The organism is Alkalihalobacillus bogoriensis ATCC BAA-922 (assembly GCF_000621445.1).
Taxonomy (GTDB): Bacteria; Bacillota; Bacilli; order Bacillales; family Bacillaceae_F; genus Bacillus_AO; species Bacillus_AO bogoriense.
Genome location: NZ_JHYI01000006.1, coordinates 179,519 through 205,679, shown reverse-complemented (window position 1 = coordinate 205,679; position 26,161 = coordinate 179,519). Strand labels below are relative to the sequence as shown.

The following is a 26,161-nucleotide window of genomic DNA, read 5'->3' as shown; positions in this document are numbered from 1 at the left end:
AAGAAAAAAAGCTTGTCGCCCCCTCAGTTAGGGAGTCGACAAGCTTTTTATAAAAATTTTCGTTGAACCTTTTGCCAAAAAGAATTATTTTTTAATTTTAGAACTTTAATATATTTTCCAGATAATCGGATATTGATTTCCTGTGAATGTCTAATGCTTAATGCTTCGTTATCTAATCCGATAATCGGATGGTCATTTCCGTCTTGGACAACTTTTAATAAAAGTGTCCGTTCTGAACTTAATAGAAATGACGTTCCTAATGTTCTAAAGTCATTATTGTTTAATGAAGCTATTTCACTCACTTGCATAGATGGTAGTAGTGGGTCGACAACAGCACCATTCACTGATTTATTGTACGCTGTACTCCCGGTAGGTGTTGAAATAATCATGCCATCTCCACGGAATGTTTCAAATTGTAAGTCGTCTATGTATACGTCAATGACAAATGTTTTGATAACATTAGACCGAATCGAACATTCATTAATGCAATAAAATGGACTATCATCATCAATCGTTACTTCAATTGTCGGATAACGACGGACTTCTACTTCTTCATTTTTTATAGCTTCTATCATCGTCGTCATGTCGTTCATTGTAAAATCGGTGTAAAAGCCAGGTTTATCCGTACTGACTCCAATATAGACACAATCTTCTTTAAAATTCGTTTTGCGAAGTGCTTGTAAAAATGCATTATCGCCGCCTAGGCTTGCAATGATGTTTGCTTCGTTAACATCTTCGACAATCGTAAAACCACTTTTTTCAGCAATCGATTGAAATTCCTTTATTTTTTCATTATACTCTGGTGTGTTTTTGGCGAAGAAAAATAAATTTTTGCGTGTTGGCAATTCAACTTACCTCCTATTAATCCTTTTAATCATTATCATGTCTCTTTTTTGAACAGTCCATTCTGTTACCAGAATCTATATTAAGCTTACCATAAGTTTGTCCCTTTTACGTTTTCAAGTGATTGCGATTATGTTAAAATTTAACTTTGTAAGGAGGAATGTCACTATGAGTGGGAAACGTTGGATTGCAATATCAATTGCGGTAGGAATCTTTTTTATCTCAACGGTTTTTAACTTCTTTTCTTATGCCTTATCTTCAAACTTTACAGAGATGTTTGAAGCAGCAGAGAATGAGTGGTTAGAGCATGTGGTTGAAAGAGGAAATGGTAGAGGGAAAATTGTTGTGTTAGACGTGAACGGTGTTATTCAAGATACCGGAGATGCGGTTCCTTTATTTTCAACAGGAACGTATCATCACCGTCAATTTTTATCAATGTTAGAACAAGCAGGGGAAGATCCTTCTATTGACGGGATTTTATTACGAGTGGATACCCCTGGTGGTGGTGTTGTCGAGAGTGCAGAAATTCACGACAGAATTACAAAAATTCAAGAGGAAACAGAAAAGCCTATATTTGTCTCAATGGGAAGTATGGCAGCGTCAGGAGGGTATTACATAGCGGCCCCTGCTGATAAGATTATTGCTCATCCATCTACGATAACAGGATCTTTAGGTGTTATTTTAGAATCGGTCAATATTGCGGGTCTGGCTGAGCAATTGGGAATTGAAGCAAATGTAATTAAAAGTGGTGAATTCAAAGATATTATGTCTCCTCTCCGTGAAATGACTGAGGCGGAACACGAAATTTTACAAGAGATGCTTGATGAATCGTATAACGAATTTGTTCGTGTCATTGCAGAAGGTCGAAACATGGCTGAGAGTGAAGTAAGAAAACTAGCCGACGGCCGCATTTATAGTGGGAATCAAGGTGTTCAATTAGATTTAGTTGATGAGCTAGGATCAAAAGATGAGGCAATACAACTTTTAATGGACCATATTGGCAAAGGGAATATCGATGTTGTTCGTTATGAACCGTCCTTTGGGCTAAATCAGTTTTTTGCATTAAGCGCTCAGAAAATGTTTCAAACGGATCATGATTTATTAGGAATTAAAGAACTGTTAAACCAAAGTAACTCACCAACATTGAAGTATTTGTATAGAAACTAGAGGTGATCGTAATGGAAACGACAAATGATCAATCATTTCCAACACTTGAAGAAGCGGCACTATCAAATGAAGAAAAGCCAGTGTATGCGGGATTTTGGCTACGATTTTGGGCCTTTTTTATCGATGGGATCGTTGTCTTTAGTTTAAATGGAATATTGGTTTATCCACTTCTCCGCCTTACAGGACTTATCCATGAAAAAATTTGGATTTTTACTGTATTAGGAATGATGACAACAGTTGTTTCATTTGTTTATTTCACATTGATGACTAAATTTTTTCAACAAACGATTGGAAAAATGATTCTAGGTGTAAAAGTCATGAGTGAACATAATGAGCCATTGACTTGGCAGACTGTTATTTTTCGTGAGATAATTGGAAGATATATTCACCAAGCGTTTTTTATATTACAATTTTTATATTTGTTTGTGGCGTTCTCCCCTAAAAAACAAGGAGTACATGACCATTTCGCTGATACAGTGGTCATTTTAGAAAAAAGATAAAATAAACCTGTTTGCTTTTTGCAAACAGGTTTATTTTTCTATGTTTTAGCTAATACTGGATCAATGTTAAAACAGAACGGTAGGTGGTCTATATGAATTGGCTGTATGGTACTCTTTTGATTTTATTGCTCATTTTTTTAATCCTAATCATAACAAAACTCCGAATACATATCCTATATTCTCACCATGGACATGATGATGAACTAACCGTTCGGGTGCGAGCTTGGAAAATATTTTCCTATACAATGAAAATGCCACTTATTAAAATTGATAAAGATTCTGCATCATTAATTGTAGAGGAAGAACAACATATAGGAAATGTAGATACGGAAGAAAAACTTAAAATAACGGCTGAAGAAATATGGAATAAGTTCCAGCAGTTTAAAGACTTCCTTGAACATATTGTTGGATTACACCGTATTGTTAGGAAGTTTTTGAGGCATATTAAAATTAGTCAATTCACATGGCATAGTCATATTGGCGCGCATGATGCATCAGTAACTGGTTTTTTGACAGGTATGGCTTGGAGTGTAAAAGGAAGTGTCGTTGGTGCTATCTCAAATTACATGCGACTTATGGTTAATCCAAACGTAACAGTAACCCCGCATTTTCAAACAACGACAACTCGAACAGATATTTCATGTATGCTTTCATTTCGAGTAGGGTATGCTATAATCGCAGGACTTTTGATCGTACGACACTGGAAAAGGAGACCGGTCCTTTTCAAAAAAGTTGATGAAAAAGTTAGTGGTTAAAAGGAGGATTTTATAATGGCAGAACATCCAATTCAAGGACTTATGAAAACAGCAATGGAAAATTTAAAGGAAATGGTGGATGTTAACACAATTGTTGGTGATCCTGTAGAAACTCCAGACGGTAGTGTTATCATGCCTATTTCTAAAGTTGGCTTTGGGTTCGCAGCTGGGGGAAGTGAATTTGTTGTTGATAATAAAGTAGGAACAACACAAACAACTGACCCAGAACATCCATTTGGTGGAGGTAGTGGTGGTGGTGTTTCTATTACGCCAATTGCTTTCCTCATTGTAAGTACTTCTGGAGTGAAAATGGTACATTTAGATAGCAATACGCATTTATATGAAAAATTATTAGACTTTGCTCCACAAGTTGTTGATAAAATTCAACAGATGGTTGGTAACAACGATTCAAGTGGACAATCAATGATGACATCTACGTCAATGAATAACCAAGGTTCCACATCCGACGATAATATCCACCCTCCTCTATAAGAGAAGACGGTATAGAGTCACAAAGAAAAGCTCGTCTTTGAGTGTAAGCTCATCGTACGAGTTTTTTTTTCTTAAAAGAAATAAAAATTTTCGTATAGCAGTGAAGCTTTGAAAGCTTAGTCTTAGAAGAGCGAAGGCTACGCACCTGCACGTTTCACCCCAAGAAGAGCACTTGGGGTTCACTGTCAAAAGCGGGCAGGGCTCCGCACTTCGCTTGAAAGAAAAGACGCTCCCGCGTTTTTCTTATTGCCTTTGAACTATTCTTCCTTGTTCTAAAACATATTGGTTGAAAATAACAGCAAAAACCAATATGATAACACTATACATATGTAAGAAATTAAAGGAGGAAATAAAATGGCATCAGTTACGTTTAAAGGAAATCCGATTACACTGTTAGGTAATGAAGTAAAAGTAGGTGACACAGCACCTGATTTCACAGTATTAGCTAATGATTTATCACCTGTGACTCTTGGGGATTCAAATGGACAAGTTCGTTTGATTAGTGTTGTTCCATCAATTGATACAGGAGTTTGTGACCAACAAACACGTAAATTTAACGAAGAAGCAGCATCTCTAGAAGGAGTTAAAGTGTTAACGGTTAGCGTTGATTTACCATTTGCTCAAAAACGTTGGTGTGCAGCTGCAGGAATTGAAAATGTACAAACGGTTTCTGATCACCGTGACTTGTCTTTTGGTAAAGCTTATGGTGTGGCGATTGAAGAACTACGTTTATTAACACGCTCCGTATTTGTTATCGATTCAAATAACAAAGTAACTTATGTAGAGTATGTAGCAGAGGCAACAGACCATCCGAACTATGAAGCTGCTATCGAAGCTGCTAAAGCTGCAAACTAATTTATGATTGAGGAACCTTTGGTCATATTGTTGATCAAAGGTTTTTTCATTGTTTAGGAAACTAAAGTAGTCGACCTGTGGATAACATTGTGCTTGTATATTGTTAGAATGAATTAGAGGTAATATGAGACAAGCGATTTTGTTGTTTATCGTAAGTAAACGGCCATGAAAACCGTTATCTGTGAACATGGCTAGCGTTTTGGAACGTTGGTGACCACAGGAGCAGTTAATCATAATCTATCGCTAGGAATAGAGTGGCTTTAACGTTATTAAGCGCTCCTGTGGCCGCTAAAAAACGGAAACCTGTATAATGTTCACAAATAACGGCTACTCTGACCGCAAAAATGAGATATAGGATAAACAGCATTCAATTATTGAACAAATGGCTATACTGTTTAATAATTATAGTAAATAGGGAGGAGAAAGCGGATGACACAAGAAAAGATAGATATAGAAACATTATTTCAATCATTAGATATGAGTGCTCAACTTATAAAAGAAGAAAAAGAAATCACTTATTTAGAAGGGCTTGCACTTGCTGGTGATTTTTTATTTGAACAAGATATCCCGCAAGACATGCCAGACTCTATAAAAAAGCAGCTACAACAAGTTGTATCGCAAATACAACCAGATTCACTCTCAAAAGAAACGGTAAGAAAGGCGTACCAGCTTGCTGTTCTAAAAGGGATGAAAGAAGGAGTACAAGCTCATCATGCTCTTACACCTGATGCTGTAGCTTTGTTTATGAGTTACTTAGTAAATAAAGTACAAGGAAATGAAAAGTCTTTTAGTTTATACGATCCGGCAGTGGGTACGGCTAATCTTGTAAATGCCATCATGAATCATTCCCCTTCAACAATAAAGACTTATGGGTTTGAAGTCGATGAAACTTTAGTACAGCTTGCCTTTACAAGTGCCAATTTGCAACAAACAGAAATCCAGCTTTTTCATGAAGATAGTATTAGACCTTATCCACTTCCACCGATTGATATCGTCACGTCAGATTTGCCCGTTGGTTTTTATCCACGAGATGAAATTAGTGTCGATTATCAATTAAAAGGGGAACAAGGAAAATCACTTATCCATCATTTAATGATTGAACGTTCTTTTAACGTCGTGAAGCAAGGTGGTTTTTTATTTTTTATCGTACCTAATTTTTTATTTGAAAGTGAACAAGCACAACAGTTACATCAGTATTTAAAGGAGAACGGTCATATTCTTGGGCTATTACAGTTACCAGCCTCTATGTTTACGAATTCGCAGTTTAAAAAGAGTATCTTATTATTGCAGAAAAAAGGAGAAAATGTAAAAGGACCAAAGCAGGCTTTGTTAGCAGAACTGCCTTCCTTTTCGAAAAAAGAAGCGATTTCAGATATGATTCGCCAAATTGATCGATGGTTTCAGGAACAGCTTCAAGTATAGATAGAAAACAACAAAACCATTCTGATAAAGGATGGTTTTTCTTTAGCATATAAGAAAGGGAAATTTTGGTGTAGTAGTGAAGCGTTGAAAGCTAATTCTAAAAGAGCGAAGGCTGCGCATCTGCGCGTTAACTATATTTAAATTTATAAAATACATTGTATTCGGTTACATTAAACATGAAGAAAAGCGCATACAAGTCTGAATTTATAAACTTTAGGAACAAATGGTGAAAGACCTTGAAAATCATTGTTTAGAGTGCTTAAATAAGAAGGACGAATTGATGGAAAGAAAAAGGAGCTGTAAGTATGGCGAATATAATGGCAATTAATGCAGGGAGTTCATCCTTGAAGTTTCAGCTATTGACGATGCCGGAAGAAACAATAGTAACAAAAGGAATTGTAGAAAGAATCGGCCTTGATGATAGTGTGTTTACAATTGAAGTAGAAGGAGATAAACAAAAGGAAACACTACATATACCCGATCACTCTGTTGCTGTTAAAATATTATTGGAAAAGTTAACAGGTCTGCAAATTATTGATTCATTAGATGAAATAGATGGTATCGGTCACCGAGTTGTTCATGGCGGAGAAAAATTCAATGATTCGGTCCTCATTACAAAAGAAGTGTTAGCTGGTATTGAAGAAGTATCAGAGTTGGCCCCATTGCATAATCCGGCTAACATCGTTGGCATTAAGGCGTTTCAGGAAGTACTCCCCCATGTTCCTGCTGTTGCTGTATTTGACACGGCATTTCACCAATCGATGCCTGAAAAGTCTTTTCTTTATAGTTTGCCGTACGAGTATTATAAAAAATTCGGGATTCGAAAATACGGGTTTCATGGGACATCTCATAAATACGTGTCTCTACGAGCAGCTGAAATGTTAGACCGTCCTATTGAACATTTACGATTAATCTCTTGCCATTTAGGAAATGGAGCAAGTATAGCGGCGATTGATGGTGGAAAATCATTAGATACGTCAATGGGATTCACTCCACTGGCCGGAGTTACAATGGGTACGCGCTCAGGAAACATTGACCCTGCACTAATTCCTTATATTATGGAGAAAACAGGGAAGACAGCTCAAGAAGTATTAGATATATTAAATAAAGATAGTGGAATGTTAGGAGTATCAGGATTTTCCAGTGATTTACGAGACATTGAGCAAGAAGCAAGTAAAGGAAACGAACGAGCAGAGCTCGCATTAGAAGTATTTACATCAAGAATTCATAAATATGTTGGTTCATATGCTGCAAGAATGAATGGGATTGATGCGATTATTTTTACAGCTGGTATTGGTGAAAATAGTGATGTTATTCGTGAAAGAGTGTTAAAAGGACTCGAATTCATGGGAGTATATTGGGATCCGCAGTTAAATAAAGTGAGAGGGAAAGAAGCTTTTATTAACTATCCACATTCGCCTGTCAAAGTACTAATCATTCCAACAAACGAAGAAGTTATGATAGCTAGAGATACGGTGCGATTAACATAAATGAAGAAAAAACAACTCGGTGATAACATTGAGTTGTTTTTCTTATCTATCTTTAATATCAAAAAGAATCTGATGCAGGAGTTTACACAACGGTGAAGAAAGGAATAGATATAAGTAAACCAAAGAATATGGAGGCTATTCTTTTATGTTAACGGAAAGAGAAGAGAAATTATTTTTAGAAATTCAAGAGTGGGAAGAGATGTATTTTAAGTATGAAACAAGTGATATTAAATATACATACCAAAAATGGTTGAAAACAGGAATGGATCAATTAGGAACGAAAAGACAACAAAAAATGTTAGCAACGATTGACAGCTTTCTTTTCCATTTACAGGCGATGATTCAGCATTCTCAATATCAAGAAGAGGCAAATCAACGTCTTATAACTCAAGCAAAAGTATTTAATCCATCAATTGAAACTATTGAAGATATCCAATCATTATCGCTTGAACAAATGAATTACATTGCTGAACAGCAAATGGCCAAACAACGTCTTGTTTCTTTTGGACAAGGTGGTGTTTCTGGATTTGGCGGCATTATTTTATTAGGTCTAGATGTACCAGCTATGCTTATCATTAATATGCGAGCGATCCAACTTATTGCTTTGTCATATGGGTATAATGTGAAAAAACCTTTTGAAATGATTGCGGCTTTAAAATTATTTCACATGGCTACATTACCAAAAGAGATGCAAGCAAGAGCATGGGATGAGTTATGGGCTGAAATGGGGAATGGATCTACAGATGAATTGTTTTATGAGGGAAATGAAGAGATCACTGATATTTCATGGATTCAACAACCGGTAAGCCAAGTTGTGAAGGCAAGTGTCATTATGTTGTTACGAAAAAAGCTTATTCAAGGTATTCCTCTCTTTGGAATGGCGGTAGGGGCAACTGTGAATTACTCATTTTCTCGAAAAATAACAGAGGTAGCTCAAAAGTTTTATCAAAAACGACAATTGCTTGAGCGTGATAGAAAAAAACAATAAAAAAGGAGACTTATGGTTAGTCTCCCAAATAAATTATATATATACGATTATTGGTGGACTTTTGCAGAACTAATGTTTTGGTTTGCTCGATACCATATCCATAAATCATTAATAACAGAAGCAAGTTCGGATATTTCAGCATTTAATTCACATGAACGTTGAAAGTTAGCTTCATTATTTAACTGTTCTTGCTTCCTATTAATTGTAACTTCGATTTCCTCAATACGATCAGGAATTCTACCACGAATTTTTTCCCAAGTAAGTAAGATCTCTGATTGTGTTTCCACTTTGTATTCATCCCATTCTTTATAAAGATGGGGTAAAGGTATTCCAAGTCTTTCATTCAATAAAAACTCATAATGCATGTCAACACCTCCTGCTTCCTCTCTATATTACTAGAGTTTTTGTGAAATGAAAACCGTTCACGCTTTATTTTCCACATTTTTGAGTGGTGAAGGATAGAAAAAAATCCCATAAATGGACTGTAACAACATTAAAATAGGTACATATGCTAACAAAGAAAATCAAATATTTTTTTGAAATATCTATTGCCAAATGAAAGGAATGTTGATAAAGTATTGTATATTAATTAGTGTAAATTCAAATTTATACATTATCACTAGGGGGAGAAAGAGACCTCCTTTTTCTACGAGTAACATTGTATAAAAATGATATTCATAGTATTTATATTCATTTATTTACTGGAGGGAATAGAGAGATGAGCAAGAAAAAAGTCGTATTAGCATATTCTGGTGGATTAGACACATCTGTTGCAATTAAATGGTTAGGTGACCAAGGTTGGGATGTTATTGCAGTTGGATTAGATGTAGGAGAAGGAAAAGATTTAGATTTTGTTAAAGAAAAAGCATTAAAAGTCGGTGCGATTGAGTCTTATACAATCGATGCAAAAAAAGAATTTGCATATGATTTTGTGCTCCCAGCCCTACAAAGCCATGCAATGTATGAACAAAAATATCCTTTAGTTTCTGCCTTATCACGCCCACTAATTTCAAAGAAATTAGTTGAAATTGCAGAACAAACAGGAGCAGATGCAGTCGCCCACGGTTGTACAGGGAAAGGAAATGACCAAGTTCGATTTGAAGTATCGATTCAAGCTTTAAATCCAAACTTAGAAGTTCTTGCACCTGTTCGTGAATGGGGTTGGTCGCGTGATGAAGAAATCGCGTATGCGGAAAAAAACAATGTTCCAATTCCTATTGATTTAGATAATCCATATTCTGTTGATGCAAACCTATGGGGCCGTGCAAATGAATGTGGAATACTAGAAGACCCGTGGGCAACTCCTCCAGAAGGGGCATATGAAATGACAGTATCGTTAGAAAATGCTCCCGATGAAGCGGATATCATTGAGATCTCATTTGTCGAAGGGGTACCTGTTGCCCTTGATGGTGTTGCTTATGAGCTTCACGACTTGATTTTGAAATTAAATGAATTAGCAGGCAAACATGGAATCGGCCGAATTGATCATGTCGAAAATCGCCTTGTTGGGATTAAGTCACGTGAAGTATACGAATGTCCTGGTGCTATCACATTATTAACAGCACATAAAGAATTAGAAGATATCACATTAACAAAAGATGTGGCTCATTTTAAGCCAATCGTTAGTCAAAAATTAACGGAATTAATTTATAACGGTTTATGGTTCTCACCATTAACTCCAGCTCTTCAAGCATTTTTACAAGAAACACAGAAAAATGTAACGGGTGTAGTACGTGTGAAATTATTTAAAGGTCATGCAATCGTTGAAGGTAGAAAGTCAGAAAACTCGTTATATGATGAAAAATTAGCGACATACTCAACAGAAGATGAGTTTGATCATAATGCAGCAGTTGGATTTATTAAGCTTTGGGGACTACCAACGAAGGTTCACAGCATGATCAATAAAAAGGAGGTCAAACTGTGAGTAAGCTTTGGGGTGGTCGCTTCACGAAAACAGCGGAGGAGTGGGTCGATGAATTCGGCGCCTCCATCGGTTTTGATCAACTTTTAGTAGAAGAAGATATTGAAGGAAGCATAGCCCATGTTAAAATGCTAGCTAAATGTGGCATCGTCTCAGAAGAGGAAGCTTTGCAAATTCAAAACGGTCTTCAAACATTATTGAAAAAAGCCAAAAACGGGGAGCTAGAATACTCTGTTCAAAATGAAGATATTCATTTAAATATTGAAAAATTTTTAATTGATGAAATCGGTCCAGTTGGAGGAAAGCTCCATACTGGTCGAAGTCGTAATGACCAAGTAGCAACAGATATGCATTTATATTTACGAAAACAAATTGATGAAATTTCAAAAGAGATTAAACAGTTGCAAACAGCATTAGTCACTCAAGCAAAAGCTCATGTCGAAACAATTGTTCCGGGGTATACGCATTTGCAGCGGGCACAGCCAGTTTCTTTTGCCCATCATTTGCTTGCTTACTTTTGGATGTTAGAACGTGACTTTTCTCGCTATCAAGATGGCTTGAAACGTGTAAATATTTCTCCTTTAGGGGCAGGAGCACTTGCTGGAACAACTTTTCCGATAGACCGGCATTATTCAGCTGAATTACTTGGATTTGACAGAATATATGAAAATAGTTTAGATGCGGTTAGTGATCGAGATTTTATTTTAGAGTTTTTAAGTACGTCTGCCACTCTAATGATGCATTTATCTAGATTGTGTGAAGAGATTATTTTATGGTCATCACAAGAGTTCCGTTTCATCGAATTAGATGATACATTTGCGACGGGCAGTAGTATTATGCCACAAAAGAAAAACCCAGACATGGCAGAGTTGATTCGAGGGAAAACGGGCCGAGTATATGGAAGCTTGTTTTCATTATTAACAATATTAAAAGGATTACCGTTAGCGTATAACAAGGATATGCAAGAAGACAAAGAAGGTATGTTTGATGCGGTAACAACGGTAAAAGGCTCGTTAAAAATATTTACTGGTATGATTGAATCGATGACAGTCAATACAGATGTGATGAAGCAAGCCGTTCATTCTGATTTTTCAAATGCCACAGAATTGGCGGATTACTTAGCAAGTAAAGGAATGCCGTTTCGAGAAGCGCACGAAGTCGTTGGAAAATTAGTATTACAATGTATACAACAAGGCGTTTTCTTATTAGGCTTGCCTTTCTCACAATATAAAGAAGCAAGTGAATTGTTTGAAGAAGATATATTTGAAGTTCTTGATCCTAAAACTGTTGTAGCAAGAAGAAACTCAGCAGGTGGAACGGGGTTTGACCAAGTAAGATTGGCGCTAGAAAAAGCGGAAACACTACTTTAAAAAAAGATGCCTTTTGGCATCTTTTTTTTAAAGATAAGAAAGTATAAAAATTTTGGTCTTGCAACGAAGCATTGAAAGCTTATTCAAGAAGAGCGCAGGCTCCGCACTTCGCTTGAAAGAAAAGACGCTCCGCGTTTTTCTTACGGAGGGTGTTTGAATTGTGTGTTATAGGGTTCGGTTCTATTGGACAAAACAAGAGTAAAATCAGAAAGAAGTGTCTAATAGGAAGGTTCTATTAGACAAAACGAGAACAAAATCGTAGAGAAGTGTCCAATAGAAAGGTTCTATTGGACAAAACGAGAGCAAAATCGGAAAGAAGTGTCTAATAGAAGGCTTCTATCAGCTATGTTTGTTTAGTGTGTCATGAAAAGGAAAAGATACCTTTTGATGTGGTAAGAGATTTTGATTTAATGGATGGTGGCGATCCGATGACACCACCAATGTTTTCCTGTGAAACTTGTGGAGGAGAAATGTACCCTGAGTATTATAAACGGGTACATGGAATTGATTACATGCTTTCAGATTTGCAGGAAACAAAAAAGGACTGAGTGAGGTGGGTCTCCTCACTCAGTTTTTCTTTAAAAGATAAGAAAGCATAAAAATTTTGGGGTAGCAGTGAAGCTTAGAACGCCTATTCTAGAAGAGCGAAGGCTGCGCACCTGCGCGTTTCACCCCAAAAAGAGCACTTGGGGTTCACTTTAAAAACGGGCAGGGCTCCGCACTTCGCTTGAAAGAAAAGACGCTCCGCGTTTTTCTTAGCTTAGAATTGTATTCAACTCTTTAGGACATATGTTCCACCCCACCCTTTATATATTATTGGTTACGGACAATTAATACATCACAATTCGCGTGGCGAGTAATGGCTTCCGATACACTTCCCATTAAAAAGCGTTCAAGGGCGTTTAGGCCTGTAGCACCTGTCACAATGAGGTCGATTTGATAGGAATGAGCAACATCCTTAGAAATTTTCACTTTAGGAGATCCGAGTTCTAATACCGTAGAAGAAGCAACCCCTTTTTCAAGTGCCAGGTTTTGATAAGAGGATAATAATTCTTCTCCTTTTTGCTTTGCATGAGTAAAAATCGTTTGGTCATATTGTTCAACAGTCGATAAAGAACGGGTGTCGATGATGTGGCAAATATAAAGTTCACTTTCATTCCGCTTGGCGATTTCCACTGCTTTTTCAAAAGCGGCCTCGGCTGCCTTCGAACCATCCACTGCTACTAATATTCGCTCATATCGTTTGTTCATATCAATCAATCCTCCTTTTCTTAACTATACCTTTTCATAACTTTATTAAACAGAGTGTTTCGTATTAGAGAAATGATATTTTCGTGACAATTGTAAATAATAAACCCGAGAACAGAGATGTACATAGAGGAGGTGAGTGTAGGTGAAAGAGCATAAGTTAACGGGTACTGTGTATGAAACAGAAGGTGAGATGATGGTACGGGAGCAACTAATGGATTCATATCGAACAGGAACACATGAAGATTCAAAAATGGTAACTGCAAGTGACATAGAAGAGTAAGAACCTACAAAGAAGTCCTTATGACAAAAATGGAATAAGGACTTCTTTTTTCTAAAAATAAAGTTGATTATGATTGATTTTTAATTGTTCACTAATCTGTTTTGCAGAAATCATTCCTTGTCCGACAGAAGCGGCAATGCTCGTGTAATTCGGGAGGTTGCAAACATCTCCAACCGCAAAGATAGAAGGGTTAGACGTTTCCCCAACTTTATTAACAAGGATATAGCCATCTTTGTCCGTGTTAATGAAAGAAGAAACAAGTGAGCTATTTGGTTCTACTCCAATCCGAATGAAAATAGCATCAGTGTCAACCGCATTTGTTTGACCTTCTTTTTCATAAACGAGTTGCTCGACTTTTGTTGTACCTTTGATTTCGGTGACCAATGCATTTGTTATAAACGTTATATTGGGATGAGAAAGCACTCGATCTTGATATTGTTTTCTTGCACGGAACTCTGTTGAACGATGCAGTAAGGTAACTCGGGCTCCACACTCAGCAAGCAAAAATGCTCCTTCAAAGGCACGATCACCACCACCGACAAAAATGACCGACTTGTTTTTGAACTTTCCTTTATCTTTTGTTGCTGAAAACACTTCGCCTCGTTTTATCATTTCATTTTCACCAGGAACGTTAAGTTTTCTTTGTTTGGAACCAGTAGCGACAATTAAATATCGATATTGAATGAATTCGGTTCCGCTTATTGATTGTACTGTAACAACTTGTTTTTTTGGATCGATGGATTGGACAGATGTTTCTAATTGAAATGAACAGTTTAATTCCTCAATATGAGAGTTGAATAAAACTTGGAGTTCTTTCCCACTATTCATTACCAATCCAGGATAGTCAATGATCTTGTTATGAATGGCAAATAATTGTCCTCCTAATGTCGAATGAGATTCTACTAGTAGATGGGGTACATCTAATCGCTTACACCATATAGCGGCTGATATTCCAGCTGGACCACCACCTATAATTACAACGTCAACGACTTTCATGTTCATGGCCCCATTTCTTTAACACGAATTGTTCAAACTCTATCCAATTATGAACTCTTTCCACATCAATTGAACGGTTATAAGGGTAATCCATCGCAACAGCGATGCGATTTGTTTTAGTAAATGCCTTTAAATGATGAGGTGCATCATCAAATAACAAGTCCCCACGAATCATTTCTTTTTTATGAGCAAAAATGATATGCTCTTTCCCGATAAAAGGTAGATGCTTCTCCACCCATTTTTCTTTTTCTGTATAAGCATATGTACGGCTTGACGTACATATGAAAATTTGAAATTTCTGGTGAAGTCTTTCTATGACAGGAATCGCATGATCAAGGGGTTTTAGATTTAAAAACAAACCAGGTTCATCTAAATAATCATATATTTTTGTCCCGCATTCTTTTTTTACATAGTTTTCGGAGTTCCAGCATTTTAGTTTGTCCACTGATAAATTATCATGATAATCCTCATTGTATCGTTTATGCCATTCTGTCATTAAATCACAAATAACAGAATCCATATCAAGCAATATTGTTTTCATATCCACCGAGTAAACTCCTTTCAATCTGCTATATTGTTTAGCATATAAAAGAAATTTTAAAAAAACAAACGTTACGCAAAAAAAGTTTGTATAATTTTCCATTATCCGTACATCGTAAGAAAGAGGTGATGAAAATGAATCAATCATGCAAACGTTTACTTGTTATTGCTTTACTTAGCTTACTACTGTCTTTTCCATTACAGGCACAGGCAATCATGATGAACAATTCTGTCCGAATTACAGTTGTGGAACAGGATACCGTATATGAGTGGGAATATGATAACCCTAATAAATATGAATATGAGGAAGGCGAAACTGTCATTCGTGGAGAAAAAGCGAAAGTAGAAGTTGAAAAGATAATATCTGCATTGAAACTTAAAGAAGATTCTGATCGGGATGAACTACTCAACCGTTTAAAACAACACGGATTTTCACAAGTAACAAGAATGGATATTCGTCTTATGAATGAAAAGGGTGAGTTATTTACATGGGTTTGGGAACAGAATGAAGAGAGGACGTAAATAATGAAAATAGGAATACCGACCGAAATTAAAAATAATGAAAACCGAGTTGCGATGACGCCGGCTGGTGTCGTCACACTCGTTAACCAAGGGCATGAAGTTTTCATTCAAAAAGGAGCAGGTCTTGGTTCTGGTTTTTTAGATGAAGATTATATTGGAGCAGGAGCAACTATAGTTGAATCGGCTGAAGAAGCATGGAATAGCGAAATGGTCATGAAAGTAAAAGAGCCTATCCAAGAAGAATATTCGCATTTTCGCGAAGGGCTTATTTTGTTTACTTATTTACATTTAGCTCCAGAACCAACATTAACAAAAGCACTTTTGGATAAAAAGGTGATTGGGATTGCCTATGAAACCGTGCAATTATCGAACGGGTCATTACCACTTCTCACCCCAATGAGTGAAGTAGCAGGGAGGATGGCTTCGCAAATAGGAGCTCAATTTTTAGAAAAAACAAAACGGGGGAAAGGGATTTTACTTTCAGGGGTCCCAGGTGTAAAACGGGGGAAAGTCACGATTATTGGTGGCGGTGTTGTTGGATTAAATGCAGCGAAAATTGCGATTGGACTAGGGGCTGAAGTTACGATTGTTGATTTAAGCCCAGAGCGGTTACGACAATTAGATGATATATTTGGTCATGATATCCATACGATTATATCAAATCCATATACAATTGCTGATGCTGTAAGAGAGTCGGATTTAGTCATTGGGGCAGTATTAATTCCAGGAGCCAAAGCACCTCATCTTGTTAGTGAAGAGATGATTAAATCAATGGAAGCAGGATCTGTCATTGTCGATGTTGCTGTTGACCAAGGTGGGATATTTGCAACAACAGATCGAATTACGACTCATGACAATCCAACGTATGAAAAACACGGTGTTCTTCATTATGCTGTTGCAAATATGCCTGGAGCTGTTCCTAGAACGTCAACGATCGCTTTAACTAATGTCACAATTCCTTATGCCGTTCAAATTGCGAATAAAGGATATGTCAAGGCCACTCATGATAATGAAGCGCTACGAAAAGGAGTAAATACACTAGAAGGGTTTATCACGTACGAAGCTGTTGCTACTGCACAAGGACATGAATATAAAAGTATCGAAACATTATTAAATAAATAAGGACTAACTGAAGAGGGTTAGGACATACCGAAAGTGTTTGCACGGGATATTTTATCTCATGAAATAAACATGGATGTCCTACCCTTTTTTTCATGCCTCATGATGAAAAGTCCGTTGCTATGATTTTTAGGTCATGCCAAGCATATGCTAAAATAGGAGAGAGAGGGGTATGGGCATGAAAAAAATAATGGAGTACTTTATGTTAACAATAGGGTCTCTTTTAGTAGCTGTAGGCTTAGAATTAATTCTTGCACCAAATGGATTAGTGGATGGTGGGGTAACGGCCATATCGATTATGGTCCATTCGGTCTGGGGAATTCCAATATGGGTTGCTTATTTATCGCTTAATTTGCCGACATTATTGTTTTCGTGGAATGTGATGGGGAAACGTTTTGTGTACCGTACGATTTATGCTAATCTCGTCACAACAGGTGGATTATTGTGGTTAGCACCAATGGCTGCTATCACAACTTCCGAAGTATTAATTGTCCTTTACGGGGGGTTATTATTAGGAACGGGTGTCGGACTTGTCGTGAAATCAGGTGGAGCCGTCGATGGTACAGAAATGATTGCAATATGGGCTCAAAAAAGATTTCATATTCCTATTAGTACATTTTTATTAGCTATTAATGCTCTTATTTTAACTGGAGCAGCATTTGTATTTTCATTAGAGCAAGCGATGTTTTCTATTGCAGTCTTTTATATCGTATCAAAAATGATAGATTTTGTATTAGACGGTTTAAATCAAGGGAAATCGGTTATGATTATTTCTGATAAGCCACATGAAATCGGGGAATTGCTTGTACGTGAATCTGACGTTCAAATTACATATTTATATGGACAAGGTGGGTACACAGGAGATGAGCGCTTAATTATTTATTGTATTACGAATCGTTTCATGTATCCAAAACTAAAGGAAGTTGTGTTGTCAGTTGATCCGACAGCTGTGTTAGAAGCTTCTTATGTAACAGAAACAGCTGGAATTAAAAAGGCTTCCCTTTTTCCAATAAACGAGGAAAAAGAAGAAGGAAAATAGTAACAAACATTGTAATGTAATAATGAATCCTCAAATATAAAAAGGAGTAGATATCATGAAAGTATCGTATCATGGTCATTCAGTTGTCCAAGTAAAAACAGCAAACACGAATATTATTATTGACCCGTTTATTTCTGGCAATGGTGCTACCGATTTGAAGGTGGATGAGTTACAAGTCGATGTAATCCTACTTACACACGGTCATAATGACCATGTTGGAGATACGGTTAACCTTGCAAAACGAAATCAGGCTCTTGTTGTTGCTCCATTTGAACTAGCGACTTATTTAGGCTGGCAAGGCGTAAATGTTCACCCTATGCATATTGGTGGGGCACACACATTTGAGTTTGGGACAGTGAAACTAACTCAAGCTTTTCACGGTTCATCTTATACGGTTGAAGATGAACAACAAATTATATATACGGGAATGCCAAGTGGGATTTTATTTTCAAATGAAGGAAAAACGATTTTCCATGCCGGAGACACTGCGTTATTTTCAGATATGAAACTAATAGGTGAACGCCATCCAATTGATTTAGCTTTTCTTCCTATTGGTGATAATTTCACAATGGGGCCAGAAGATGCGGCGCTTGCTGCGAAATGGCTTCAAGCAAAACAAGTGGTTCCGATTCACTACAACACTTTCCCAGTTATTGAACAAGACCCAAATGAATTTGTTCGGTTATTAAATGCGAATCAAGGGGTTGTCTTAAAAGCTGGTGAGCAAATCGAACTGTAAAAATGTTAAAGCATATTCTTCTAAATAAGGAGATTATGCTTCTTTTTTTAGTTGGACAACATATCATAGTAACAATGGGAAAAGGAGTGATGGAAAGTGAAAATGAAACAACGATTTTTTCTAAGTTTGTTAGTTGCCTTTGGTCTTGTAGCCTTTGCGTTACCACGTTTACCTGTTGGAGTAGATGGATTAGCAGGAATTTTTGCTTTAAGCTGGTTGTTTTTTGCTGTTATTGTCATTGCAGGTAACTTAGTTGGTCTGTTATATACGAACAATAAAGGACAAGTAGAAACAAAAGAACGACACATTAAAGTAGAAACGGTAAGAAATCGAAGAAGATACGGGAGATAGTCTTGATGAGTCAATTCTCTAACTGTATAATTAAAATAGTACAGATGTAATATTTTCCATAGGTACAGTTGAAGAAGGTGTGGTGAGAGAATTGGCAACAAAACATGAACAAATACTACAATATATTAATGATTTAGAAATTGGACATAAAATTTCAGTGAGACAAATTGCAAAAGCGTTAAATGTTAGTGAAGGTACGGCATATCGTGCCATAAAGGAAGCAGAAAATCAAGGATATGTCAGTACGATTGAACGAGTTGGGACGATTCGTATTGAGAAAAAGAAAAAAGAGAATATCGAAAAATTAACATTTGCAGAAGTAATTAATATTGTTGATGGTACGGTATTAGGTGGTAGACAAGGATTATACAAAACATTAAACCGTTTTGTCATTGGCGCAATGAAACTAGATGCGATGATGAGATATGTCGAGTCGGGTAATCTTTTAATCGTAGGAAATCGTTATCAGGTACATAAGCTTGCTTTAGAGGCAGGCGCAGCTGTCTTGATTACAGGGGGATTTGATACGAGTGAAGAAGTTATTAATTTAGCGGATGAGCTAGAACTTCCAATTATTTCGACTAGTTATGATACTTTTACTGTTGCAACGATGATTAACCGTGCGATTTATGACCAGTTGATAAAAAAAGAAATCGTTCTTGTTAACGATATATTAATTCCACTTCAAGATACCTATTATATGACAACAGCCAATGCCGTTGAAAAATGGCATGAATTAAATCAAAAAACCGGCCATAATCGTTACCCTGTTATTGATGAGAATTTAAAAATACAAGGGATGGTTACAGCCAAAGATGTATTGGGAGCAAATAAACAAACACCGATTGAGAAAGTAATGACTAGAAACCCGATTACCGTAAATGAAAGAACCTCAGTAGCTTCCGTTGCTCACATTATGGTATGGGAAGGAATAGAATTATTGCCTGTTGTGGACAACCAACGAAAGTTAATTGGTATTATAAGTAGGCAAGATGTATTAAAAGCGCTTCAAATGGTACAAAAACAACCACATGTTGGAGAAACGATTGAAGATATCATAGCGAGTCGCTTTGAAGATTACTCTACTACTACTGAGCATTTGTTCCAATGTGAAGTAACACCACAAATGACAAATCAACTTGGAACACTTTCCTACGGTGTTGTGACAACGTTAGTTACAGAATCAGGAAGTCGTGTGCTGAAAAAATATAAGCGGGGCGACTTAGTTGTTGAAAATATTACGCTTTACTTTATTAAGCCAGTACAAATTGAAAGTAAAATTAATATCCAGCCAAAAGTATTAGAAATTGGGAGAAAACATGGAAAAATTGATGTTGAAATTTACCATGAAGGTGATATTGTTTGTAAAGCATTAATGATGGCTCAGCTGTTAGACCGTTAAGTACACATAAGAACCCGCTATATTTTGCTCATAGCGGGTAAAATTATGCGTTCGATTTATTTTTGTTTCGTTTCTGCTTCTTGTAAAGCATAGGGCATATAATGTTTATAGGCTTTATAACCAAAATAAACATTAGCAGAACCTAACAAAGAAAAAATGACACCAATGACAATTTCAAGAGTACTTCTTGGAAATAATAAGGAATTTAAGCCAAAGAAAAGTAAAAATGATCCAAGGGCCATATTTGCTTTTGTTTGAGTCCATTTTTTCATTATCGGTTGATGTGTACGCCAATATTTCACTTTAAAATAAAGGAAAAAGACAATAGAAAATATAATTAATATAAAAAATGTTTGAACCACAAAGATTCCTCCTCACGTGGACAACCTATTTGTCTTTCGTTATTGTAACGTGAACAATTATGAAAATCCAGTAAAGACGAAGAAACAAAAGGAGAAAAGTAATGATTAGGCACATTTTAGACAAAATTGAGGAATATGAAACGATTATCATACATCGTCATGAACGACCAGACCCAGATGCGATCGGGTCACAGGCAGGTCTTGCTGCCCTGATTCAAGATACATATAATCAAAAAAAAGTGTTTATCGTTGGAGATGAAGACCCCTCATTAACGTTTTTAGCAGAAATGGACTTCATATCCGACAGTGTGTATGAAGGGGCACTCGTTATCGTTTGTGATACAGGCAACACGGAAAGAATTAGTGATTCCCGGTATACGGATGGGGATTACATGATTAAGATTGACCACCATCCGAATGAAGAACCGTATGGAGACCTCATGTGGGTGGATACATCAGCGTCTTCTACAAGTGAGATGGTTATTGCGCTATATGAGGAAGGGAAAAAACGAGGGTATCGGTTACAACAAAGTGCTGCACGCTTATTATATGCTGGTATTGTAGGAGATACAGGTAGATTTCGCTATCCAAATACAAAACCAATGACTCACTATTATACTGCATTACTCCTAGAAGTAGGGATTGACCATAATGACTTTTATTCGGCACTATACAAAAAGGATGTTGCATTATCGAGGTTAGAAGGGTATGTGCTACAACATTTTGAGTTAACGAAACAAGGGTTAGGTGTAATGACATTAACTCAGGAAGTAATGATGAAATTTAAAGTCACATCAAAACAATCTTCACTATTAGTAAATACCTTTTCTGATGTTGAAGGATTAGTCGCTTGGGTGTTTTTTGTCGAGGATGAAGATGGAAAAATAAGAGTAAGGCTCCGTTCAAAAGGACCACATATTCATACGTTAGCACAACAATATGGCGGAGGAGGTCATCCGCTTGCCTCAGGAGCAAAGGCCAAATCTTGGGATGAAACAAAAACTATACTAGCGGACTTAGAAGCATTATGTAAAGTTTATAATGAAAAGGTGTAACCAGTAGGTTACACCACAGACCGTAGAAAAAACGCACTTGACTCAAAGGCGTTTTTTTGTTTGGTTTCTTACTAAAAAAGCGTGCACCTAGCCCGGATTCTGAGGCTGTAATGTGATAAATATCTTATTCTTTCGAAGAATTTTTTTTCTAGACATATAAGAAAGCATAAAAATTTTGGTGTAGCAGTGAAGCTTTGAAAGCTATTCAAGTAGAGCGAAGGCTGCGCACCTGCGCGTTTCACCCCAAGAAAAGCACTTGTGGTTCACTGTTAAAAGCGGGCAGGGCTCCGCACTTCGCTTGGAAGAAAAGACGCTTCTGCGTTTTTCTTTAATAAATCAATCATTAACCTGTAACGATTTCTATTTTTAAATATAACGTAAGAGTCGTAAATAAATACACTTGTTCTCGTTTTAACCGATACTTTGTTTCCCCAATTTCAAATGTTTTGTTTTCGATCGTTTTAAGCATTAAATCGTTCGTTTCAGCTACAGAGGCAATGTCTTTTCCTTTTAATCCTTTTAGTTCATTAATGACACTGCTTTTTAATTCATAAATCGTTAATTCATTTAGTCGTAAATCCTTATCGTTTGTAAAGTCAACTTCAATTTCTTGAATGGTTAGTTTCTTTTGATTTTCTTCATTTAATCTTTTTTCCGTACTTCGCAGTTCTTCAAGGTCCTCATTTAAATTTTGTATCGTTATTTCTTGGGTTTTTAACTTAATAATTAAGCGGTCGTGAATCGTTCCAAAATGATAAACGAAAAAACCCCAACCGATCAGCATGCCGATAATGATTCCAGCAAAAAAGCGTTGCCAGCCAGGCCGCTTATAATAAGGAGGGATTCTCATGGACCTAAATGCTCCTGTGTAATCCATTGAATAATCGTTGTCCCACTATGTGCCCCACTTAAGGCGGCAAGAATCATTAATAATGTTTTTATGATGTCATCATGGGTACCTTGAAAGAGTCCTCGTTCTAAGCTAGTAAAGGCATCAAACGTTCCTCCGATTGCAGCAACAAGGGCCCAAATCTTTAAACTGCCAGCGAGATCATGTATCGTTTTTAAAGGGGGATCTCCCGTTAAAAATGCGGCCATTCCTCCGATAATCGCCCCCCCGATAATCACTCCAAACGCGACAAAAAAGTCAATAATGAGAGTAGCTAATAATGTGCGGTCCATTGGCTCCTCCTTTTCTCTTTCTCTTGTTTCCCCTATTATCATATATAGCTCGTCTTAGATGGAATATGCTTGTTTTTTTTAGAATCGTTATCCATACTATAAGGAAAGGATTGAGAACGGAAAAAGGAAAGAGGTGTAGCTATGGCTTTTGCTCATTTACATATCCATAGTGAATATAGCCTATTAAGTGGCGTTTGCCGATTAAAAGATTTGGTATTATCAGCGAAAGAGAAAGGAATTTCAGCGTTAGCATTAACCGATAAAAACGTTGTATATGGACTTATTCCATTTTACAAACTTTGTCTTGAACATGGGGTTAAACCAATTTTAGGCCTTGAACTTGATGTAGTCGATAAAAAAGATAATGGGGCTGTAACATCAAAGGTTATTGTGTTAGCGAAAAATAGACAGGGGTATGAACATTTGTTAGCCTTATCAACCGAAGCACAAATGGGACCATTTCGTTCTCCTGCTATTAACAAAGAAACGTTGTGGGCGTTTAAAGAAGGTTTGATCGTCATTCTCCCATTTGAAGGGGGAGAACTTTCGAAAGCTATTTTTCAAAAACAATATGATGAAGGAACGAATGTCATACACCAATTTATTCATCAAGTTGGCTCTGAGAATTTATTTATTGAATTACAACTTCATGAAAAACGAGATATTCAAATGGTGGAAGAGTTGTATACACAATCGAAAAAGCATCACATTCGTGTTGTCGCGACAAATCACGTTCATTTTCTTGAAAAGGAAGATGCAATTGCTTATGATACGGTGCAAGCCATTCGATTAGGTGAGCCAGTCGATAGCAAAAGGAAAGAAGAAAAAACACTTCAATATTTTTTAAAAGCTCCAAGTGAAATGACTACCCTTTTTAAAGCTGTTCCAGAGGCGTTACAACAAACGATTGACATTGCTAACACGTGCTGTGTTGAATTGGAGTTTCATCAACGATTATTGCCCAAATATCCCCTGCCAGACAAGGATATGACAGCCCATGAGTATTTGCAGAAATTATGTAGAAAAGAAGTACAAGTTCGATATCCAAAAGACAACAAAGCGTATCAACGGCTAGAGTATGAGCTTGAGGTTATTGCGTCAATGAACTTTAGTGATTATTTTTTAATTGTTTGGGACTTTATGAAGTTTGCTAGCGAAAAAGGGATTATGACAGGACCTGGTCGTGGTTCAGCAGCTGGATCATTAGTCGCATATTTATTAAATATTACAAAGGTAGACCCAATCCGTTATGACTTATTATTTGAACGTTTTTTAAATCCAGAACGGATTTCGATGCCAGATATTGATATTGATTTCTCTGACCAACGTCGTGATGAAGTGATTGATTATGTGAAAACGAAATATAGCAAAAACAATGTCGCACAAATCATTACCTTTGGAACGTTAGCTGCGAAAGCCGCCATTCGCGATGTAGGAAAAGCGTTAATGATCGAGCAATCAATAATTGATAAGTTAGCAAAGCAAATACCAAGTGCTCCAGGTGTGACGTTACAACAAGCACTACAAGAAAGTAAAGAAATGAAAGCTTTCATTGAACAATCGGAACAAGCAAAGTCATTATATGAAACTGCAAAAAAAGTAGAAGGGCTCCCAAGGCACACTTCGACTCATGCAGCTGGAATTGTTATAAGTGAAAAGCCGCTATTACAATTGGTCGGATTACAGCCCGGGCAAGAAGATATGGCACTCACTCAATATCCGATGGCGATTCTAGAAGAAATCGGCTTGTTAAAAATGGACTTTCTTGGATTACGGAATTTAACGCTAATTGAAGAAATTGTTTCACTTATTTCCTCATTTGAAAAAGTCGATGTTGATGTAAACAAAATCGATATGTCGGACGCAAAGACCTATCAACTTTTAAGTCGTGGAGATACAACAGGTGTTTTTCAACTTGAATCGGAAGGAATGCGCCAAGTTCTAAAGAAGTTAGGGCCGACCGAATTTGAAGATATTGTGGCGGTAAATGCATTGTACAGACCAGGCCCGATGCAGTTTATTGATGATTATATTGAGAGAAAACATGGAAAAAAACAACCCAATGATATTCATCCACATTTGCAACCAATTCTAGAAAAAACATATGGAGTTATGATTTATCAAGAACAAATTATGAAAATCGCTTCAAGAATGGCAGGTTTTTCTTTAGGAGAAGCAGACCTATTACGAAGAGCTGTTAGCAAAAAGAAACGAGAAGATTTAGAGCATCAAAGAGCAAAATTTATCGCTGGGGCCATCCAAAATGGATATAGTGAAACAAGTGCAAATCAAGTGTATGACCAAATTGTCCGCTTTTCAAATTATGGTTTTAATCGTAGTCATGCCGTTGCTTATAGTGTCATTGCTTATCAATTAGCGTACCTAAAAGCTCACTATCCTCAAGCTTTTTATGCGGCACTATTGACGAGTGTCAGTTATCATGACCAGAAATTATTTCAATATATACGAGAGGCAAAACGAGTAAACATTAAAGTGCTCCCACCATCCATTAACAACAGCTCAGTCCATTTTGGACTGGAGAATGGTTCAATTCGATTCGGATTTCAAGCGATTAAGCATGTAGGGATAAAAGCGGCGTATGAAATCATACAGAAAAGGCAAAAAAGTTCGTATAAAGACTTGTACGATTTTTGTAGTCGGGTCGATTTAAAAATAGTCACGAAAAAAACGATCGAAGTTCTTATTATTTCAGGCTGTTTTGACGAGTGTGGGTATCATCGAGCGCAATTATTAGCTTCATTAGATGATGTGCTAACGTATTGTGATGAGCTAAAAAAGATGTCTGAAGGAGTTGGACAACTTTTTAGCATAGATGAAGGAAAAAAACCATATGATGATGTACCACCATTTACAGATAAGGAAAAGTTACGGTTTGAAAAAGAAGTTGTTGGTTTTTATCTTTCAGGCCATCCTATAACAGCATTCCATACTATTTTGCAAGATTACAATATACAAGAGCTAGCTTTCCTTGAACCGATTTCAAAGAAGCAAAGAATTGCTGGCTTAATTGAGCTAGTAAGAAAAGTGAGAACAAAAAAAGGCGAGGACATGCTTTTTTTAAAGGTGAGTGATGAAACTGGGGAAATCGATATTACCGTGTTCCCAAAAGTCTATGAACAATATAAGCAACAATTGCTAGAAGGACAGCTAGTCTTTTTTGAAGGAAGAGCAGAAGCGAGAAACGGAAAACGAAGCTTTATTGCCGAAAAGCTATGCTTAATAGAAAAATTACCACCAAAAGCAAAAGAAACATTATTTTTAAAAATTCCCGCACAGTATGAATCGAATAAAGTTCTTAAAGCTGTGAAAGAAGTGATAACCACTTTTCCAGGACAGGCTGAAGTCATTTTATATTATGAGCGTGAACAACAATATAAGAAATTGTCCAAACACTTCTTTGTTCAACTAGAAAACGAATGTTTATCTTCACTTAAACGAATACTTGGAGAAGGAAATGTCGTTGTGAAAAAAGAATAGTTGATGTACAACTTAAAATGTT

28 protein-coding genes are annotated in these 26,161 nt (G+C 36.7%); 20 read left to right on the top strand and 8 right to left on the bottom strand.

Annotation, left to right across the window (positions count from 1 at the left end; translation table 11 throughout):
- Positions 1-47: 47 nt before the first annotated feature.
- Positions 48-845, bottom strand: coding sequence for an NAD kinase (locus T323_RS0101030; protein WP_026671629.1), 798 nt, complete (start codon positions 843-845; stop codon positions 48-50).
- Positions 846-1,011: 166 nt separating this feature from the next.
- On the opposite strand from T323_RS0101030, the gene sppA reads away from it, so the two are divergent.
- The 8 genes from sppA to T323_RS0100990 all read left to right on the top strand — a co-directional run bounded on the left by sppA (position 1,012) and on the right by T323_RS0100990 (position 8,512).
- Entirely contained in the window at positions 1,012-2,010 is a 999-nt protein-coding gene (sppA, locus tag T323_RS0101025) for a signal peptide peptidase SppA (protein WP_026671628.1), read from the top strand.
- 11 nt (positions 2,011-2,021) lie between these two features.
- Entirely contained in the window at positions 2,022-2,510 is a 489-nt protein-coding gene (locus tag T323_RS25575) for an RDD family protein (protein WP_035177185.1), read from the top strand.
- A 92-nt stretch (positions 2,511-2,602) separates the two neighbouring features.
- Entirely contained in the window at positions 2,603-3,265 is a 663-nt protein-coding gene (locus T323_RS0101015; protein WP_026671627.1) for a DUF2953 domain-containing protein, read from the top strand.
- Between the two features lie 15 nt (positions 3,266-3,280).
- Positions 3,281-3,757: a GerW family sporulation protein gene (ytfJ, locus tag T323_RS0101010; protein WP_026671626.1), complete on the top strand. Its 477-nt coding sequence runs from the start codon at positions 3,281-3,283 to the stop codon at positions 3,755-3,757.
- Between the two features lie 354 nt (positions 3,758-4,111).
- A complete protein-coding gene (tpx, locus tag T323_RS0101005) occupies positions 4,112-4,612 on the top strand; it encodes a thiol peroxidase (protein ID WP_026671625.1) in 501 nt (166 codons plus the stop codon).
- 429 nt (positions 4,613-5,041) lie between these two features.
- Positions 5,042-6,034, top strand: coding sequence for a class I SAM-dependent methyltransferase (locus T323_RS0101000; protein ID WP_026671624.1), 993 nt, complete (start codon positions 5,042-5,044; stop codon positions 6,032-6,034).
- A 305-nt stretch (positions 6,035-6,339) separates the two neighbouring features.
- Positions 6,340-7,524, top strand: a complete 1,185-nt coding sequence (locus T323_RS0100995) for an acetate kinase (protein ID WP_026671623.1) — start codon at positions 6,340-6,342, stop codon at positions 7,522-7,524.
- Between the two features lie 145 nt (positions 7,525-7,669).
- On the top strand, positions 7,670-8,512 hold the full coding sequence (locus tag T323_RS0100990) for an EcsC family protein (protein WP_026671622.1): 843 nt from the start codon (positions 7,670-7,672) through the stop codon (positions 8,510-8,512).
- A gap of 47 nt (positions 8,513-8,559) precedes the next feature.
- Here T323_RS0100990 and T323_RS0100985 read toward each other — a convergent pair whose 3' ends face one another.
- Complete coding sequence (locus tag T323_RS0100985; RefSeq protein WP_026671621.1) at positions 8,560-8,877, bottom strand: hypothetical protein; 318 nt, start codon at positions 8,875-8,877, stop codon at positions 8,560-8,562.
- A gap of 353 nt (positions 8,878-9,230) precedes the next feature.
- Here T323_RS0100985 and T323_RS0100980 point away from each other — a divergent pair, with 353 nt between their 5' ends.
- The 3 genes from T323_RS0100980 to T323_RS25570 all read left to right on the top strand — a co-directional run bounded on the left by T323_RS0100980 (position 9,231) and on the right by T323_RS25570 (position 12,351).
- Positions 9,231-10,436 carry an argininosuccinate synthase gene (locus tag T323_RS0100980; protein ID WP_026671620.1) on the top strand — a complete coding sequence of 402 codons (1,206 nt, stop codon included), beginning with the start codon at positions 9,231-9,233 and terminating at the stop codon, positions 10,434-10,436.
- Positions 10,433-11,803, top strand: coding sequence for an argininosuccinate lyase (gene argH / locus T323_RS0100975; protein WP_026671619.1), 1,371 nt, complete (start codon positions 10,433-10,435; stop codon positions 11,801-11,803). Before T323_RS0100980 ends, argH begins: the two co-directional genes overlap by 4 nt.
- Before the next feature lie 389 nt (positions 11,804-12,192).
- On the top strand, positions 12,193-12,351 hold the full coding sequence (locus T323_RS25570; RefSeq protein WP_218971026.1) for a hypothetical protein: 159 nt from the start codon (positions 12,193-12,195) through the stop codon (positions 12,349-12,351).
- 265 nt (positions 12,352-12,616) lie between these two features.
- Here T323_RS25570 and T323_RS0100965 read toward each other — a convergent pair whose 3' ends face one another.
- Positions 12,617-13,054 (bottom strand): universal stress protein, encoded by a 438-nt coding sequence (locus T323_RS0100965; protein WP_026671618.1) that lies wholly within the window; start codon positions 13,052-13,054, stop codon positions 12,617-12,619.
- Positions 13,055-13,196: 142 nt separating this feature from the next.
- Between T323_RS0100965 and T323_RS28640 the strand changes: the two genes are divergently transcribed.
- Positions 13,197-13,334, top strand: a complete 138-nt coding sequence (locus T323_RS28640) for a hypothetical protein (protein WP_156942357.1) — start codon at positions 13,197-13,199, stop codon at positions 13,332-13,334.
- Positions 13,335-13,385: 51 nt separating this feature from the next.
- Here T323_RS28640 and T323_RS0100955 read toward each other — a convergent pair whose 3' ends face one another.
- Both T323_RS0100955 and T323_RS0100950 read right to left on the bottom strand, forming a co-directional pair.
- Positions 13,386-14,330, bottom strand: coding sequence for an NAD(P)/FAD-dependent oxidoreductase (locus T323_RS0100955; RefSeq protein ID WP_026671617.1), 945 nt, complete (start codon positions 14,328-14,330; stop codon positions 13,386-13,388).
- A complete protein-coding gene (locus T323_RS0100950; RefSeq protein WP_026671616.1) occupies positions 14,317-14,871 on the bottom strand; it encodes a 5' nucleotidase, NT5C type in 555 nt (184 codons plus the stop codon). The genes T323_RS0100955 and T323_RS0100950 overlap by 14 nt, the downstream gene beginning before the upstream one ends.
- Before the next feature lie 134 nt (positions 14,872-15,005).
- Between T323_RS0100950 and T323_RS0100945 the strand changes: the two genes are divergently transcribed.
- The 6 genes from T323_RS0100945 to T323_RS0100920 all read left to right on the top strand — a co-directional run bounded on the left by T323_RS0100945 (position 15,006) and on the right by T323_RS0100920 (position 20,042).
- A complete protein-coding gene (locus tag T323_RS0100945) occupies positions 15,006-15,392 on the top strand; it encodes a hypothetical protein (RefSeq protein WP_026671615.1) in 387 nt (128 codons plus the stop codon).
- A 3-nt stretch (positions 15,393-15,395) separates the two neighbouring features.
- Entirely contained in the window at positions 15,396-16,514 is a 1,119-nt protein-coding gene (ald, locus tag T323_RS0100940; RefSeq protein WP_026671614.1) for an alanine dehydrogenase, read from the top strand.
- A 175-nt stretch (positions 16,515-16,689) separates the two neighbouring features.
- A complete protein-coding gene (locus T323_RS0100935) occupies positions 16,690-17,550 on the top strand; it encodes a YitT family protein (protein ID WP_026671613.1) in 861 nt (286 codons plus the stop codon).
- Positions 17,551-17,605: 55 nt separating this feature from the next.
- Entirely contained in the window at positions 17,606-18,289 is a 684-nt protein-coding gene (locus T323_RS0100930; protein ID WP_026671612.1) for a metal-dependent hydrolase, read from the top strand.
- Positions 18,290-18,391: 102 nt separating this feature from the next.
- The gene (locus T323_RS0100925) at positions 18,392-18,640 is read left to right on the top strand and encodes a hypothetical protein (RefSeq protein WP_026671611.1); all 249 of its coding nucleotides are present in this window, start codon (positions 18,392-18,394) and stop codon (positions 18,638-18,640) included.
- Between the two features lie 91 nt (positions 18,641-18,731).
- Positions 18,732-20,042 carry a CBS domain-containing protein gene (locus tag T323_RS0100920; RefSeq protein WP_026671610.1) on the top strand — a complete coding sequence of 437 codons (1,311 nt, stop codon included), beginning with the start codon at positions 18,732-18,734 and terminating at the stop codon, positions 20,040-20,042.
- Positions 20,043-20,098: 56 nt separating this feature from the next.
- Here T323_RS0100920 and T323_RS0100915 read toward each other — a convergent pair whose 3' ends face one another.
- Complete coding sequence (locus T323_RS0100915; protein WP_026671609.1) at positions 20,099-20,404, bottom strand: YtpI family protein; 306 nt, start codon at positions 20,402-20,404, stop codon at positions 20,099-20,101.
- 101 nt (positions 20,405-20,505) lie between these two features.
- On the opposite strand from T323_RS0100915, the gene T323_RS0100910 reads away from it, so the two are divergent.
- A complete protein-coding gene (locus tag T323_RS0100910; RefSeq protein WP_026671608.1) occupies positions 20,506-21,459 on the top strand; it encodes a DHH family phosphoesterase in 954 nt (317 codons plus the stop codon).
- A 343-nt stretch (positions 21,460-21,802) separates the two neighbouring features.
- Here T323_RS0100910 and ytrI read toward each other — a convergent pair whose 3' ends face one another.
- Together ytrI and ytrH are read right to left on the bottom strand one after the other, a co-directional pair.
- Positions 21,803-22,309, bottom strand: coding sequence for a sporulation membrane protein YtrI (gene ytrI / locus T323_RS0100905; protein WP_026671607.1), 507 nt, complete (start codon positions 22,307-22,309; stop codon positions 21,803-21,805).
- The gene (gene ytrH / locus T323_RS0100900; protein WP_026671606.1) at positions 22,306-22,641 is read right to left on the bottom strand and encodes a sporulation membrane protein YtrH; all 336 of its coding nucleotides are present in this window, start codon (positions 22,639-22,641) and stop codon (positions 22,306-22,308) included. Before ytrH ends, ytrI begins: the two co-directional genes overlap by 4 nt.
- 141 nt (positions 22,642-22,782) lie before the next feature.
- Here ytrH and T323_RS0100895 point away from each other — a divergent pair, with 141 nt between their 5' ends.
- Positions 22,783-26,139 (top strand): DNA polymerase III subunit alpha, encoded by a 3,357-nt coding sequence (locus tag T323_RS0100895; protein WP_026671605.1) that lies wholly within the window; start codon positions 22,783-22,785, stop codon positions 26,137-26,139.
- Positions 26,140-26,161: the final 22 nt, after the last annotated feature.

What these genes read in the sequence shown, in the direction of transcription:
- T323_RS0100985 (WP_026671621.1), bottom strand. Translation starts at nt 8,877, where the DNA reads ATGCATTATGAGTTTTTATTGAATGAAAGACTTGGAATACCTTTACCC.
- T323_RS0100935 (WP_026671613.1), top strand. Translation starts at nt 16,690, where the DNA reads ATGAAAAAAATAATGGAGTACTTTATGTTAACAATAGGGTCTCTTTTA.
- tpx (WP_026671625.1), top strand. Translation starts at nt 4,112, where the DNA reads ATGGCATCAGTTACGTTTAAAGGAAATCCGATTACACTGTTAGGTAAT.
- T323_RS0100980 (WP_026671620.1), top strand. Translation starts at nt 9,231, where the DNA reads ATGAGCAAGAAAAAAGTCGTATTAGCATATTCTGGTGGATTAGACACA.
- T323_RS0100950 (WP_026671616.1), bottom strand. Translation starts at nt 14,871, where the DNA reads ATGAAAACAATATTGCTTGATATGGATTCTGTTATTTGTGATTTAATG.
- T323_RS0100925 (WP_026671611.1), top strand. Translation starts at nt 18,392, where the DNA reads ATGAAACAACGATTTTTTCTAAGTTTGTTAGTTGCCTTTGGTCTTGTA.
- T323_RS0100990 (WP_026671622.1), top strand. Translation starts at nt 7,670, where the DNA reads ATGTTAACGGAAAGAGAAGAGAAATTATTTTTAGAAATTCAAGAGTGG.
- T323_RS0100910 (WP_026671608.1), top strand. Translation starts at nt 20,506, where the DNA reads ATGATTAGGCACATTTTAGACAAAATTGAGGAATATGAAACGATTATC.
- T323_RS0100945 (WP_026671615.1), top strand. Translation starts at nt 15,006, where the DNA reads ATGAATCAATCATGCAAACGTTTACTTGTTATTGCTTTACTTAGCTTA.
- T323_RS0100895 (WP_026671605.1), top strand. Translation starts at nt 22,783, where the DNA reads ATGGCTTTTGCTCATTTACATATCCATAGTGAATATAGCCTATTAAGT.
- ytrH (WP_026671606.1), bottom strand. Translation starts at nt 22,641, where the DNA reads ATGGACCGCACATTATTAGCTACTCTCATTATTGACTTTTTTGTCGCG.
- T323_RS0100995 (WP_026671623.1), top strand. Translation starts at nt 6,340, where the DNA reads ATGGCGAATATAATGGCAATTAATGCAGGGAGTTCATCCTTGAAGTTT.
- ytfJ (WP_026671626.1), top strand. Translation starts at nt 3,281, where the DNA reads ATGGCAGAACATCCAATTCAAGGACTTATGAAAACAGCAATGGAAAAT.
- sppA (WP_026671628.1), top strand. Translation starts at nt 1,012, where the DNA reads ATGAGTGGGAAACGTTGGATTGCAATATCAATTGCGGTAGGAATCTTT.
- ytrI (WP_026671607.1), bottom strand. Translation starts at nt 22,309, where the DNA reads ATGAGAATCCCTCCTTATTATAAGCGGCCTGGCTGGCAACGCTTTTTT.
- ald (WP_026671614.1), top strand. Translation starts at nt 15,396, where the DNA reads ATGAAAATAGGAATACCGACCGAAATTAAAAATAATGAAAACCGAGTT.
- T323_RS0101015 (WP_026671627.1), top strand. Translation starts at nt 2,603, where the DNA reads ATGAATTGGCTGTATGGTACTCTTTTGATTTTATTGCTCATTTTTTTA.
- T323_RS0100930 (WP_026671612.1), top strand. Translation starts at nt 17,606, where the DNA reads ATGAAAGTATCGTATCATGGTCATTCAGTTGTCCAAGTAAAAACAGCA.
- T323_RS25575 (WP_035177185.1), top strand. Translation starts at nt 2,022, where the DNA reads ATGGAAACGACAAATGATCAATCATTTCCAACACTTGAAGAAGCGGCA.
- T323_RS0100955 (WP_026671617.1), bottom strand. Translation starts at nt 14,330, where the DNA reads ATGAAAGTCGTTGACGTTGTAATTATAGGTGGTGGTCCAGCTGGAATA.
- T323_RS0100965 (WP_026671618.1), bottom strand. Translation starts at nt 13,054, where the DNA reads ATGAACAAACGATATGAGCGAATATTAGTAGCAGTGGATGGTTCGAAG.
- T323_RS0101000 (WP_026671624.1), top strand. Translation starts at nt 5,042, where the DNA reads ATGACACAAGAAAAGATAGATATAGAAACATTATTTCAATCATTAGAT.